Source organism: Enterococcus sp., assembly GCF_032555305.1.
GTDB lineage: Bacteria > Bacillota > Bacilli > Lactobacillales > Enterococcaceae > Enterococcus_A.
The window spans coordinates 21,649-35,700 of sequence record NZ_JAWGOQ010000007.1 but is presented as its reverse complement, the minus strand read 5'-3'; the positions used below and the strand labels follow the sequence as shown (position 1 = coordinate 35,700).

15 protein-coding genes and 1 riboswitch are annotated in these 14,052 nt (G+C 45.0%); of the genes, 14 read left to right on the top strand and 1 reads right to left on the bottom strand.

Features of this window, described 5'->3' with window-relative positions; genetic code table 11:
* The first annotated feature begins 7 nt into the window (after window positions 1-7).
* From E6139_RS07085 to E6139_RS07035, 11 genes are all read left to right on the top strand, one after another.
* Entirely contained in the window at window positions 8-394 is a 387-nt protein-coding gene (locus E6139_RS07085) for a YlbF family regulator (protein WP_316402363.1), read from the top strand.
* Complete coding sequence (mutS, locus tag E6139_RS07080) at window positions 394-2,949, top strand: DNA mismatch repair protein MutS (protein ID WP_316402362.1); 2,556 nt, start codon at window positions 394-396, stop codon at window positions 2,947-2,949. Before E6139_RS07085 ends, mutS begins: the two co-directional genes overlap by 1 nt.
* A gap of 21 nt (window positions 2,950-2,970) precedes the next feature.
* Window positions 2,971-4,968 carry a DNA mismatch repair endonuclease MutL gene (gene mutL, locus E6139_RS07075; RefSeq protein ID WP_316402361.1) on the top strand — a complete coding sequence of 666 codons (1,998 nt, stop codon included), beginning with the start codon at window positions 2,971-2,973 and terminating at the stop codon, window positions 4,966-4,968.
* A 58-nt stretch (window positions 4,969-5,026) separates the two neighbouring features.
* A complete protein-coding gene (locus E6139_RS07070; protein ID WP_316402360.1) occupies window positions 5,027-5,584 on the top strand; it encodes a Maf family protein in 558 nt (185 codons plus the stop codon).
* 150 nt (window positions 5,585-5,734) lie between these two features.
* Entirely contained in the window at window positions 5,735-6,163 is a 429-nt protein-coding gene (msrB, locus tag E6139_RS07065; protein WP_316402359.1) for a peptide-methionine (R)-S-oxide reductase MsrB, read from the top strand.
* 191 nt (window positions 6,164-6,354) lie between these two features.
* Window positions 6,355-6,795: a CidA/LrgA family protein gene (locus tag E6139_RS07060; RefSeq protein WP_316402358.1), complete on the top strand. Its 441-nt coding sequence runs from the start codon at window positions 6,355-6,357 to the stop codon at window positions 6,793-6,795.
* On the top strand, window positions 6,776-7,474 hold the full coding sequence (locus tag E6139_RS07055; RefSeq protein WP_410470514.1) for an LrgB family protein: 699 nt from the start codon (window positions 6,776-6,778) through the stop codon (window positions 7,472-7,474). Before E6139_RS07060 ends, E6139_RS07055 begins: the two co-directional genes overlap by 20 nt.
* Before the next feature lie 51 nt (window positions 7,475-7,525).
* Window positions 7,526-8,986 carry a helix-turn-helix domain-containing protein gene (locus tag E6139_RS07050; RefSeq protein ID WP_316402356.1) on the top strand — a complete coding sequence of 487 codons (1,461 nt, stop codon included), beginning with the start codon at window positions 7,526-7,528 and terminating at the stop codon, window positions 8,984-8,986.
* A gap of 135 nt (window positions 8,987-9,121) precedes the next feature.
* Window positions 9,122-9,715 (top strand): Holliday junction branch migration protein RuvA, encoded by a 594-nt coding sequence (ruvA, locus tag E6139_RS07045; protein WP_316402355.1) that lies wholly within the window; start codon window positions 9,122-9,124, stop codon window positions 9,713-9,715.
* Window positions 9,716-9,728: 13 nt separating this feature from the next.
* Window positions 9,729-10,730, top strand: a complete 1,002-nt coding sequence (ruvB, locus tag E6139_RS07040) for a Holliday junction branch migration DNA helicase RuvB (RefSeq protein ID WP_316402354.1) — start codon at window positions 9,729-9,731, stop codon at window positions 10,728-10,730.
* 11 nt (window positions 10,731-10,741) lie between these two features.
* On the top strand, window positions 10,742-11,317 hold the full coding sequence (locus E6139_RS07035) for a TetR/AcrR family transcriptional regulator (RefSeq protein ID WP_316402353.1): 576 nt from the start codon (window positions 10,742-10,744) through the stop codon (window positions 11,315-11,317).
* Between the two features lie 2 nt (window positions 11,318-11,319).
* On the opposite strand, the gene E6139_RS07030 is transcribed toward E6139_RS07035, so the two are convergent.
* Window positions 11,320-12,288, bottom strand: coding sequence for a 2-hydroxyacid dehydrogenase family protein (locus E6139_RS07030; RefSeq protein WP_316402352.1), 969 nt, complete (start codon window positions 12,286-12,288; stop codon window positions 11,320-11,322).
* 53 nt (window positions 12,289-12,341) lie between these two features.
* On the opposite strand from E6139_RS07030, the gene E6139_RS07025 reads away from it, so the two are divergent.
* The 3 genes from E6139_RS07025 (at window position 12,342) to thiT (ending at window position 14,040) form a co-directional block, all read left to right on the top strand.
* Window positions 12,342-12,800, top strand: coding sequence for a low molecular weight protein-tyrosine-phosphatase (locus tag E6139_RS07025; RefSeq protein ID WP_316402351.1), 459 nt, complete (start codon window positions 12,342-12,344; stop codon window positions 12,798-12,800).
* Between the two features lie 72 nt (window positions 12,801-12,872).
* Window positions 12,873-13,235: a hypothetical protein gene (locus E6139_RS07020; protein ID WP_316402350.1), complete on the top strand. Its 363-nt coding sequence runs from the start codon at window positions 12,873-12,875 to the stop codon at window positions 13,233-13,235.
* 69 nt (window positions 13,236-13,304) lie between these two features.
* Window positions 13,305-13,403: riboswitch (TPP riboswitch) on the top strand.
* 49 nt (window positions 13,404-13,452) lie between these two features.
* The gene (gene thiT / locus E6139_RS07015) at window positions 13,453-14,040 is read left to right on the top strand and encodes an energy-coupled thiamine transporter ThiT (RefSeq protein ID WP_316402349.1); all 588 of its coding nucleotides are present in this window, start codon (window positions 13,453-13,455) and stop codon (window positions 14,038-14,040) included.
* Window positions 14,041-14,052 lie beyond the last annotated feature (12 nt).

Genomic DNA, 14,052 nt, shown 5'->3' with positions numbered 1-14,052 from the left:
GGATAAAATGAATCTAGCAAATGAAGCCGCCGTCGAAGCGGCTTTATCTCATTTAACAGCATTATTAGGGGAAAATGAAGTGATTACACGTTACCAGCAGCTCCAAAAGCGCGTGGAGGAAAACGACACACTTCAGCAATTAGAAGAAGCCATCAAAGCCGCACAAAAAGATGCGGTCCAGTATGCTCATTATGGCAAACCAGAAGCGGAACGGGAAGCGTTGAAGGAAGCCGATCGCCTAACCAAAGAGTTCGATCAGCATCCCTTAGTGGTGGCCTACCGCGAACAGCTATATGAAGCCAATGATCTCTTACAGCATTTGACGAATATGATCCAAAAAGAAGTCAATGCAGCGATCGAAGCAAATGAAGTGACAGAGGAGGGAGAGCACTAATGCCTCAAAAAACGAAAAATACGCCAATGATGGAACAATACTTGGCGATTAAAGAACAATATAAAGATGCGTTTCTGTTTTATCGTCTAGGAGACTTTTATGAGCTCTTCAACGAAGACGCCATCAAGGTTTCTCAATTATTAGAATTGACCTTGACCAGCCGTAACCGGAACGCTGACGATCCAATCCCGATGTGCGGCGTGCCGCATCATTCAGCCCAAGGTTATATCGACACTTTAGTTGAACAAGGCTACAAAGTCGCAATCTGCGAACAGATGGAAGATCCGAAGCAAGCCAAAGGCATGGTCAAACGGGAAGTTGTCCAATTGATCACTCCGGGAACTTTAATGGAAGGCAAGGGCATCGAAGCCAAAGCGAATAACTTCTTGACTGCTGTTACCCAAGTCAAAGACAAATTTGGCTTCGCCTATGTTGATCTTTCAACTGGTGAACTAAAAACCGCGTTATTACACGATGAAGAAGCGGTGATGAACGAAGCTACGGCGTTACAAACAAAAGAAATCGTTCTTGGCAGCGAGATCCCAGAGGGGCTGCAGAAAAATCTAGCGGAACGACTTGGTCTGGTCTTTTCTCATCAAGAAATGATTGAAGACAACGCGGAATTCAGCTTCTTAACAGCCGATATTACCGATGAACTGGAAAAAGAGGCCACAGGTAAGCTGTTGACCTATTTATCGGTTACGCAAAAACGCAGCTTGGGTCACATCCAAAAAGCGGAAGAATATATGCCGGAGCATTTCTTGAAGCTGGATTATTTCTCGAAGACCAACTTGGAATTAACCCGTTCGATTCGGACAGGCAAAAAACAAGGAACACTATTATGGCTCTTAGACGAAACGAAAACCGCGATGGGCGGACGTTTATTGAAGCAATGGATCGATCGACCGCTGATCCAAAAACGGCAGATCAATGCCCGTCAAGCGATGGTTTCATCGTTATTGAATGCTTATTTTGAACGAATGGATTTAAATGAATCATTGACAAAAGTTTATGACCTAGAGCGCTTAGCTGGTCGTGTGGCATTCGGCAACGTCAATGGGCGTGATTTGATCCAATTGAAGACTTCCTTAATGCAGGTACCGCAGATTCGTCAGTTACTTACAGGTATCAACCAAGGCGAATGGAACGACTTGCTGGTAGATATGGAGCCGATGGATGATTTGGTCAACTTGATCGAAAAAGCGATCAACGACGAAGCGCCGCTGCAAATCACCGAAGGAAATGTCATCAAAGACGGCTACAACGAACAATTGGATCAATACCGTGAAGCTATGAAAAACGGCAAGACTTGGTTAGCCGAGTTGGAAGCGCGGGAGCGGGCAGACACAGGAATCAAAACCTTGAAAGTCGGCTACAACCGCGTGTTTGGCTACTATATCGAAATTACGAAGTCAAACCTTGCCAATCTAGAAGAAGGCAAGTACGAGCGTAAACAAACATTAGCCAACGCGGAACGCTTTATCACACCAGAGCTGAAAAAATTAGAGACCTTGATTTTAGAAGCGGAAGAAAAATCAGTCGCGCTAGAATACAATCTCTTCTTAGAAGTTCGAAACGAAGTCAAAAAAGCCATCACCCGTCTGCAAAAATTGGCGAAAAGCTTGAGTGCAACGGACGTTTTGCAAAGCTTCGCGACGGTCAGCGAACGTTATCAATATGTGCAGCCGTCTATGGAAGTCGGCACCCACAATTTACAAATCAAAGAAGGCCGTCATCCAGTCGTGGAAAAGGTTCTTGGCCATCAGGAGTACATTCCCAACAGTGTTCATATGAGCCCCGATGAAATGCTGCTGCTGATCACTGGACCGAATATGTCTGGTAAAAGTACCTACATGCGTCAGCTTGCACTGATGGTTATCATGGCACAAATGGGCTGCTTTGTTCCTGCGGAAAGTGCGAAGCTGCCGATTTTTGATCAGATCTTTACCCGCATCGGAGCTAGTGATGACTTGATCGCCGGCCAATCAACCTTCATGGTGGAAATGATGGAAGCCAATCAGGCCTTGCGTCACGCAACACCAAACAGTTTGATTCTCTTCGATGAATTAGGACGAGGAACAGCGACTTATGATGGAATGGCTCTCGCACAAGCGATCATTGAGTACATTCATAAAAATGTCAAAGCCAAAACACTCTTCTCGACCCACTATCATGAGTTGACCGTTCTAGAAGATACCTTGCCAAAACTGAAAAATGTTCACGTTGGTGCGGTGGAGCAAAATGGCGAAGTGGTCTTTCTGCATAAATTGATGGATGGACCAGCGGATAAAAGCTACGGGATTCATGTGGCGAAGATTGCGGGCATGCCAACGGATTTGCTTTCCCGTGCGGCAACGATTTTATCTGCTTTAGAAGCCGACACACCGGTTCAGAAGAATGTTGAGGTCGCCGAAGAAACCGAGCAGCTTTCGCTATTCAGTGAAGTTTCCACTGCCGAACTAGGGGTCGTCGACAGCATCAAGAAAGCCAATTTGCTTGAAATGAACCCAATGGAAGCATTAAACTTCCTGTACGAATTACAAAAACGGATTTAACTTTAGGAAAGGACGGATACGATGGGAAAAATCCAAGAACTATCCGAACGCTTAGCCAATCAGATTGCTGCCGGGGAAGTTGTTGAACGCCCCGCCTCGGTCGTCAAAGAATTAGTGGAGAACGCCATTGATGCCAAGGCGAGTCAAATTGATATTTTGATCGAAGAAGCCGGTCTAAAAAAAATCCAGATTGTTGATAACGGCGAAGGCATCAGCCAAGACGATGTTGAGAATGCCTTCAAACGACATGCTACGAGTAAGATTCATAACCGCGATGACCTGTTTCGCATTCGGACGCTGGGCTTCCGTGGTGAAGCCTTGCCTTCGATCGCTTCTGTTTCGGAGATGACCTTGGAAACTGCAACGGCCGATGAAACGCAAGGTTCGTACCTGTTCTTAAAAGGCGGGAAGATCGAAGAACATCGTCCCGCTTCATTACGAGCAGGGACGAAGATCACGGTAGAAAACCTCTTTTTCAATACACCGGCGCGATTGAAATATGTAAAATCGCTGCAAACAGAACTGTCCAACATTGGCGATATCGTCAATCGTATGGCTCTAAGCCATCCCAACATCGCCTTTCGTTTGGTTCATGATGGTCATAAAATGTTGAGTACTAGCGGCACTGGCGACCTGAAACAGACTCTCGCTGGTATTTACGGCGTAGCGACGGCGAAGAAGATGTTAAAAGTCGAAGCGGAAGATTTGGACTTTAAGCTAAACGGCTATGTGTCGTTGCCAGAAGTGACGCGGGCGAGCCGTAACTATTTGTCTGTGATCATCAATGGCCGCTATATCAAAAACTATATGCTAAATAAGGCGATCATCAACGGCTATCAATCCAAATTAATGGTAGGACGTTATCCGATCGCGGTGCTTGAAATTACGATGGACCCGCTATTAGTCGATGTCAATGTCCATCCAACCAAGCAGGAAGTTCGCTTATCAAAGGAAAAAGAATTGATGGAGCTGATCAGCCGCGGGATCGCCGAAAGTCTGCGCCAGATCAATTTGATTCCCGATGTGGGTGAAAATCCTAGCTTTAAGCGCAAGGTCGAAAAAATCCATACGGAGCAATTAGACCTGCCGTTAGAAGAACAGCCAAAGAAAAAAAGTGATTTGAACTATGATCCGAAGACAGGAATTTTCTATGTTGAACCGAAAGCATCAGAACCAGTCGAAACACCGGTTCCGTTGAAGGAAGAAATAGTCGAAAAAACCATGACCGTTCCGTTAGAAACCGAGCAGGAAAAAGCCTCAATCGTAGAAGAAACACCTGAACCGCTAACGGAAGAAGCAACAGTTGAAGAGGAAATCTATGAAGAAGCGGCTAATGCGGATCACCCAGAGTTTGATCTCAGCACTCAATCCGGCGAAAAAGTGATTGAACAAGCCATTACGAAGCTGGAGCAGGAACAGCCGAAGGAACGTTTTCCGATGCTGGAATACTTTGGTCAAATGCATGGAACGTATCTCTTTGCCCAAAGCAAAGATGGCTTATACATCATCGACCAGCACGCAGCACAGGAACGGATCAAATACGAATACTTCCGTGAAAAAATCGGGGACGTTTCTGATGATTTACAGGAATTGCTGGTGCCCTTTGTGCTGGATTATCCTAACAATGATGCTATCAAGCTAAAGGAACAGGCCAAGTTGCTGCAGGAAGTCGGTATTTATTTAGAAGAGTTTGGTCCAAACAGCTTCATCGTGCGGGCACATCCGACTTGGTATCCGGCGGGTCAAGAGGAAAGTATCATTCGTGAAATGATTGATATGCTGCTGATTACGGGCTCTGTGAGCGTGAAGAAATTCCGCGAAGCAACAGCAATTATGATGAGCTGCAAACGCTCGATCAAAGCCAATCATCATTTGAATGAAGCGCAGGCCCGGGTCTTATTAACGGATCTGGCGCAATGTGAGAATCCTTTTAACTGTCCACATGGTCGCCCTGTATTGATTCATTTCAGCAACAGCGATATGGAGCATATGTTTAAACGCATCCAAGATCCGCATTAGCAGAATGATCTATGTGGTGAAAAATGAATCCATTAATATGAACTAGGAGCACGAATATATGACCGTTATTTTAGCTTCACAATCACCGAGACGACAAGAATTACTGCATTGGCTGATGGATGATTTTGCCGTTCAGCCGGCGGATATCGACGAAGAAGTCAAAAATCAATACACGCCAACCGATTACGTGATGGAGATGGCCCGCCAAAAAGCGGCGGTGGTTGCCGACGAGCATCCAGAAGCATTGGTGATCGCCAGTGATACCGTCGTGGTGTTGGAGGAACAAATCCTCGGCAAACCCAAAAGCCGCGAAGAAGCCTTCAATATGCTGAAAAGCATGAGCGGCGGCAGTCACTTGGTTTATACTTCTGTGGTTATTCGCCAAGAGGACCAGCTAGAAGAAAAACTAACCTCTGCCAAAGTGACCTTTTATCCTTTGACCGATGAAGAAATCAATCGCTACCTCGACAGCGACGATTACAAAGACAAGGCTGGGGCATACGGCATCCAGAATGGCGCTGGTGTATTTGTTGAGAAGATCGAAGGTGATTATTACAGCATCGTTGGGTTCCCTGTTGGTGCGGTGAATCAGATGCTGAAGCAGTTTAACTATTAGTATAGAAGAACTAGGAACGCCGGATAATGATTCGGCGTTCTTTACCTTTTCGCAGTAATTCAAAGGAGTTATGAGCATATTCTTCGTATCTTTTTCTGTTCGGGTGTATGCTCAGCGTGTTCCAAGTAAGCTTGAAAGAGGGGAAGAACGATGGAGCAAGAAGAATTGAAGAAGAAACTCTCACCGATGGAATACGCAGTGACGCAGGAGAATGCGACAGAGCGGCCATTTTCCGGTAAATACGATGATTTCTATCAAAAAGGCATCTATGTGGATGTCGTTAGTGGGGAACCACTATTTTCTTCCAGTGACAAATACGATGCTGGCTGTGGCTGGCCTGCTTTTAGCCGTCCAATCGAAAAACGGGGCGTCGCAGAGAAAGCTGATTTTTCTCATGGTATGCACCGGGTCGAAGTCCGCAGCAAAGAAGCCGATTCCCACTTAGGACATGTATTCAATGATGGTCCGCAAGATCAAGGCGGCTTGCGTTATTGTATCAACTCTGCAGCATTACGCTTTATTCCTGTCGAAGAGATGGAAGAAGCCGGCTACGGTGACTATAAAGAGCTTGTTAAATAAGTTTTATTTACAATACTATATGAACTGGAAACGGACGATCCTTTTGTGATCGTTCGTTTTTTTGTGGAATAGCACTTCTTAGAACAACAGATCTTTTCAGAAAATGCATGAAATTTCAACATAAGTTGGTGAATCGGCTGATCCTTTTTCGCTATACTAGAACTATCCTATTTTAAGAAAAGGCGATATTTTTGAAACTATTTAAAGAACTAAGCTTATTATTACTTTATTCCATTATCGGAGAAGGACTGCGGATGTTTCTCCACTTGCCGGTACCGGGAAGCATTATCGGTATTTTACTCTTATTCATTTCCTTCCAAAGCAAGCTTTTAAAGCCCTCCGCGATTGAAGATACAGCCAATTTTCTCTTGAATCATTTGACGATTTTATTTGTACCGGCTGGTGTCGGTTTGATGCAATATTATGGAGCGATCAAATACACGTGGCCGATCCTGCTGGGGGCAGTGGTTGTCTGCTCGTTAGTATCCCTTGTAGCTGTTGGTAAAACAGCCGAATTTGTTGAAAAAATCAGCATGAAGGGCAATGCGGAAAAGGCACGTTTAGTTGAAAAAGTTGACGGAAAAATCAAAACGATGCGAGGTGAAGCGGATGATCTCAGCGCTGGCGAGTAACCCGCTTTTTGGTTTAGCCCTGACCCTGCTAATCTATGTAGCAATGGAAAAGCTGTTGAACAAGGTCAGCATTCCCTTCATCAATCCTTTGATCGCAAGTGTCGTTATTATCATCGTTCTATTGAAAATCAGCGGAATCAGTTATAAAGCCTACAATATGGGCGGCAGCTTATTTACGATGATGATCACACCAGCGACGGTAGCCTTGGCTTTGCCGCTGTATCAAAATTTCGATAAGCTCAAAAAATACTTTTTACCTGTGATTTTAGGAACGCTGGTAGGTGTCGTCCTTAATTGCTTGATTAGTGTTGAGATTGGTCATTTATTCTCCTTGAAGCAGGGAATCATCGTTTCCTTATTGCCAAAATCCGTGACGACCGCGATTTCGGTTGATCTTTCTAGCCAGATGGGCGGCATTTCACCAGTCACGCTGGCGATCGTGGTTTCGACCGGAATCTTTGGCGCATTAGTGGGAACAAAAGTCTTTCAACTGTTTAAGATCAAAAGTCCGATCGCGCAAGGAATTGCGTTAGGCAGTACTTCTCATGCGATCGGTACTGGCCGGGCGATCGAGATCGGTGAGCTGGAAGGGATTCTGGCTGGTTTATGTATTTGTGTCAACGGCATAACGACGGTGGCGCTCCTGCCGCTGCTGTTTCGCTTATTCGAAGGACTTTAGTAGTAACTCCTTGCGCTCTTTTGCTAAAATGAGGCGTGAAGGAGTTTTTTTATGTATATTAAAGCGCTGGAAGTACAAAATTACGAAAAAGAGATTTATTTTAGTGTTCGCTTATTAGAATTGATGGATGACGGACAATTATATAAGAAAAGTGAATTGGCGGAAGCACTGGGGTTGGACGCTCGCAGCGTACAGCGCCTATTGGAGGAAATGAGCAAGCGATATCGCCGTTTCACGGAGACGGAGCTGCCTTTATTTGAAAAAAAAGGCAACAATTATCGTCTGATGATCGCCAAACAAACGATGGAGCAGAATCAATTTTTGGTGGATCTGATTCGCCATTCTTTAGCTTGCCGACTGCTGGATCTAGTAATCAATGGAGAGGCTCGGACAATCAAAGAGCTGAGTGAAAAACTATTTCGCAGCGAGTCGACCATCCGCCGCAAATTGAAAGAGTTGCAGAAAGAGTTTGCGCCTTTGGAATTAACGATTCAACAGGGACAAGTTCTTTTTTGCGCACCGGAGCCGACTGTACGGATGTACCTGTCCGTCTATTATTGGCGCTTGTTTCGGGGGAAAGTTTGGCCGTTTTCTCTGCTTCAGCATGAGCTAGTCAAAGAAATCAGTCAGGGAATCCAAGGCTTTTTCCAGATTGCGCTGAATCCGATCAAGGAGCAGCGACTGGAATATTTGGTAGCCGCGCATTTGCTGAGAGAGGCTCAATCCTATCCGCTAGAAAGAAATTCAGACAGTCAAAACACCTTGAGTAATGATCCGCTCTTCAATGATTTTTATCGTCAGTTAAAACCAATCATGCCAGCCTATTTTCACAGTCAAGTTTCGCTGGGAAATTTATTTTTAAATCTGTTGACGCGGGAAGAGTATTATCAGGTGCCGACTATGGCCAAGCGAATCCGGCACTTATTGGCAAAGCCGCCTTTTTCAGTAATAGCTGAGTTAGAGGCGATGTATCGATTGCTGGAAAAGAAGATCAATACTCCTTCGACATGGCAAAGCTTTCAAGCTCTGCATGCGGAGAACTATTTGATCAGCGGACATTTGTACCATCGTCTGTTTCCTGTGATTCGCTATAATATTAATGGGAAAGCCTTTTGGACGATGGTCACACAGCAGCAGCCCAAGCTTGTGGCATTTGTATCAGAGATTTTAGCGGATCAAGGTGGAAGCGAATCGATTTTATTCGGTCGTTATCTATCTGTTTTGCGTCGTTTGCCTGAATTAACGGACCAGCCTGTGCTGAAGATCTTTTTACAAACAGATCTGCCTGAGTTCGAAGAGTTGATTTTAAAAGAAGACCTGCGGCGTTTTCTTGCCAATGACTTTCAGGTCGTTTTTGTGGAAACATTAATCAACAGTGATCTCTGTCTGACGACCAGTCTACTCTACGAGGATGAGGAAGTTCCGACTTTGACAATCACACAGGAATTACGGATGGCGGATTATTTCGCCTTATTAAGGTTATTACAAGGATTCGGCGGTAAGAGTTTTTAACCGTCGATTTTTGTGCTAGAATAATGAGAACATATGTGCAGTTTGTCATTGGTTTTAAGAACGAAAAACGAATGGAAATGAACCGTATAGTACCTGTTTAGAAATTCATTTTCTTTACACAAGAAAGGAACAATTATGTACGAATATATTACAGGTCGTTTGACCTTCATCAGTCCCGGCTATGTGGTGCTGGATGTAAATGGGATCGGCTATCAAATCGCGATGGGCAATCCGTATCGTTACAGCAGCAAAATGGAGCAGTCCATCACAATCTATGTGCAGCAGATCATTCGTGAGGACGCCCATTTACTATATGGTTTTGAAACACTAGCCGAAAAAGAGCTGTTTTTACGCCTGCTGTCTGTTTCAGGGATCGGTCCGAAAAGCGGATTAGCGATCATGGCAAATGAAGACCATCAAGGACTGATTCAAGCAATCGAAGCCGGCGATGTGACCTATTTGACGAAGTTCCCCGGTGTCGGCAAAAAGACTGCTCAGCAAATGGTATTGGATCTGAAGGGCAAGCTGACCGAATTAGTCGAAGATCCGATGTCGCTATTTTATGAGGGCAACGATGATACTGCGCTGGCGGAAGCGATGGAAGCCCTGCAGGCGTTGGGCTACAGTCCGAAAGAAATCAAGAAGGTCGAAAAGGTGCTGGAGAAAGAAACACTGCAGAATACCGACGATTACTTGCGAGCAGCACTAAAATTAATGATGAAGAAATAGGAGGACGACTTAAATGGATGAAGAACGTTTGCTTTCACCTGATGCAGATGAGAGTGATAAGAGTTTAGAAAAATCATTGCGTCCTCGTTATCTTGCACAATACATCGGGCAGGACAAGGTCAAGCAAGAGCTGTCGATCTATATCGAAGCGGCGAAAAACCGGCAAGAAGCGCTGGATCATGTCTTGCTTTACGGGCCGCCCGGACTAGGGAAAACGACGATGGCGATGGTGATTGCTAATGAAATGGATGTCCAGATTCGTTCGACCAGCGGGCCGGCGATTGAACGACCGGGTGATCTAGTGGCGATTCTGAATGAATTAGAGCCTGGCGATGTCTTGTTTATCGATGAAATACATCGCTTGCCGCGGGTAGCGGAGGAAACCTTGTATTCAGCGATGGAGGACTATTATGTCGATATCATGGTAGGGCAAGGCCCGACTGCACACCCCGTGCATTTTCCATTGCCGCCGTTTACCTTGATCGGGGCAACGACACGGGCAGGAATGCTGTCCGCACCGTTAAGGGATCGATTTGGAATCATTTCCCATATGGAATATTATGAAGAGAGTGATCTGCGGGAGATCGTACTGCGTTCAGCGGATATCTTTCAAACGGAAATCGTGGAAGAAGGCGCAGTCGAGATTGCCCGTCGTTCGCGAGGGACTCCGCGAATCGCCAACCGTTTGCTGAAGCGTATCCGGGATTTCGCACAAGTTCAGTCGGATGGTGTGATTGACCGCATTGTCGCGGATCAGGCACTAGGGTTATTACAAGTTGATGAAGCCGGCTTGGATTATGTCGATCAAAAGCTGTTAAAGACGATGATTGAGCTCTATCACGGCGGTCCAATCGGACTTAGCACACTCGCTGTCAACATCGGCGAGGAGCGGGAAACGGTCGAAGATATGTACGAACCTTATTTGATCCAAAAAGGCTTTATCAAACGAACACCACGGGGCCGCATGGCGACACCGTTAGCTTATGAACATTTCAATTATCCTTATCAAGCATAGAAGGTGAAAAAATGGCGGAAGGAAAAGCGACCAAAGAAACATTTGTCCAAGCACTAGTCGCAGCGTGCCAAGAAAAGAATTACGACAAGATCACTGTTCAAGATATCAGTCAAAAGGCCAGCTTGAACCGCCAAACATTTTATTATCACTTTAAGGACAAGAATGATCTGCTCCATTACGCCTATTATCAGCGGGGACTGCAATATTTGGTCTCCGACGATTTAGCGTTGACCAACTGGGAAGAATCCGTTCTGAAAATGTTGAAGGAAATGCAGGTCTGCCATCAGTTCTATTTGAATACGGTGAAGGCGACACCGGAAGTATTGACGAAAGAGTTCAATGAATTGGCACAGCACTTATTTGTTCGCTTATTTGATGAAGTTGATCAGGAGGGCGAGCTTTCGCCAACCGATAAAGAGTTTTACGCCCGTTTCTTAGCACATGGTTGCGGCGGAATTTTGATCGACTGGCTGTTAGCAGGTGCTGATCAGCCGCCCATCACGATCGCAGCACAGTTATTTCGTTTTGCTAAAGATATTGAGTTTTTTGCTTATCGACTATACGAAAAAGACTGGAACGAGCGTTAAGCTCAGTCCAGTCCGTTGACGATATGTTTGATCGGCTGCTGATTTAATAGCGCGATCGCATTTTTTGCCACGATTTCAGCCATCTGATCCCGTGCTTCTACACTGGCGTTACCGATATGCGGGGTGAGGATGACGTTGGATAGTTCTTTCAATCCCTCGGTGACTTGCGGTTCAAATTCATAAACATCTAATGCAGCCCCGGCAATTTGCTGGTTCTTTATAGCTTGCAGCAAGGCAGCTTCGTCAATTAATGGACCGCGGGCAGCATTGATCAGCAAGGCGCTGTCTTTCATTTGTTCAAATGTTTCGCTTGTTAGCAGGTGATGGGTATCTTCTGTTAGCGGAGCATGTAAGGTTAAAACATCAGCCTGCTGGATCACTTCAGCTTGAGAACAGTAACTTACCTGTAATTTTTCCTCAAGCTCAGCATTTAATGGATGCCGCTGATTGTAGATAATCTTCATGCCAAAAGCATTCATCATTTGGGCTAAGGCTTGACCAATCTGTCCCATACCGATGATTCCTAAGGTTTTATCTTTAAGCTCATGGCCCAAGAAAAAGAGCGGTGCCCAGCCGTCAAAGCCTTGATCGTGCATTAAACGATCACCTTCGACGATTCGGCGTGATAGGCTGATAATTAATCCAGCCGTCAACTCCGCAGTGGCATTCGTAGAGACGACCGGTGTATTCGTTACATAGATTTTTTGCTCTTTGGCATAAGCACTGTCGATATTGTTAAAGCCGGCCCCAAAATTGGCGATCAATTTCAGCTCAGGTGCGGCATCGATGACCTCGCGATCGACCTGTGTAGAGAGCGGACAAATCAATACTTGGCAGTCAGCGACATTTTCGATCAATTCCTTTTTCGAAATCAGTCCGCTGCCTTCATAAACCTGATAATCAAGTCCAGCTTCTTTTAATAAGTTTGTGCCAAGCTCGGGCAGTTTGGCGGAAAGATAAATTTTACTCATTTACAATCCCTCGTTTCATTTCGATAAATTGACTATAGCACAGGAGGAATGACATGAAAAAGATTCTATTTGTATGTATGGGAAATATTTGCCGTTCACCGATGGCCGAAGCGATTTTTCGCGATACGCTGGAAAAAGAGCGGAAGGATAATTATCAAGTCGATTCAGCAGCCACCAGCCGCTGGGAGGTCGGAAACCCGCCCCATCGCGGAACCCAGAAGCTGTTGTCGCAGCATCATATTTCTACTAAAGGAATGCGTGCTCGCCAAGTGACTACTGATGATTTCTATGAGGCAGATTACATCATTGGGATGGATCAGGAAAATGTCCACGATTTGGAATCGATGGCTCCAGCGGGCACGGAAGATAAGATTTATTTGTATCTGGATCGCGTGCCGGGACATGAGGGAGAAAGCATTCCGGACCCTTGGTACACAGGAAATTTTGAAGAAACCTATGAATTAATTGAAAAAGGTTTAAACGAATGGTTAACTTTTTTTGAATTGGACTAGATTCCTTGTTTTTTCTTGTGAATTTAAGTAAAATCAAACTACGCAACCGTGCTCTTGATAGGAGGAAGCTGAATGACTAAAAACGAGAAGCCAAAAAAGAATTTAATCAAGCTGTTTTCAAATTCATCGTATCGTTTCATCTCGGATTTTTTGAATGATTCTGCTGAAAAACGTGCCCAAGAGCAGGCCAACGAGAATATTTTTCTCAAACTGAAGATGGCAGCTCTACAGAATAGTTTAGTGGTCATTCAAGTTCAAGATGAGAAAAACGAAGAAAAGTTTCATACGATCTCAGGCTGGCTGCCTAAAGTTGTCGCTAATGAATCTATCGTTATCCGCACTCAAGACAATCAATTGGTGATGCTGACGATTGATCGGATCAAAAAGGTAACGACCCTATCACCAAGCGGTGATCAGGAAAGTATTTCACGATAAAAGTATTTTATACATTTACGAGCAATCAGACATCTGTTATACTCTGGATGTACTAGAAAATAGAATAATACTGTCGCAAAGGGGAGCCCTCGGGCTGAGATTGAGATTACTCTAAACCCTAGTACCTGTTTCGGTTATTCGAGCGTAGGAATTGTGATGAAGTAAAGATATTTACTTCTCCTTTGTGGACTGTATGTTCAAAAGGAGGAGTTTTTTTATGCACAAAACAAGAATCATGATCGAAGGGACGATCGTGGCGGCATTGGCTTTCATGCTGTCATTGATCCCGACAACGATCGGCAGCAGCTTTACCGTTTCACTAGGGATGATTCCAATGACCTTATTCGCATTGCGCCGTGGTGTGAAGCCCGCGTTGCTTTCAGCGTTCATCTGGGGAATCTTGCATTTTCCAGCGGGAGATGTTTACTTTTTAAGTGTCATTCAAGTACTGATCGAATACCCGATTGCTTTTACCTTTGCGGGATTCGCCGGGCTGTATGCTAAGAAAGTTCAACAGGCACTAGTTGATGAAGACTTGCGAGGTGCTCGTAAAAATATTATTTACGGGACGATTATGGGGACCGGAGCAAGATTCTTCTGGCATTTTATCGCCGGTGTGGTTTTCTGGGGCAGTTATGCTTTATGGGGATTGAATCCGTGGATCTTCTCACTGATTATGAACGGAGTCAGCGGCTTGGCGACAGCCGTTGTGACAGCAATCGTTGCGGTCATCGTTGCTGAAAAAGTCCCACAGCTATTTTTACCGAAAGACGGGAATTTGATCCAGAAACAAAGCCATCAATAAACAGCAAAAAAA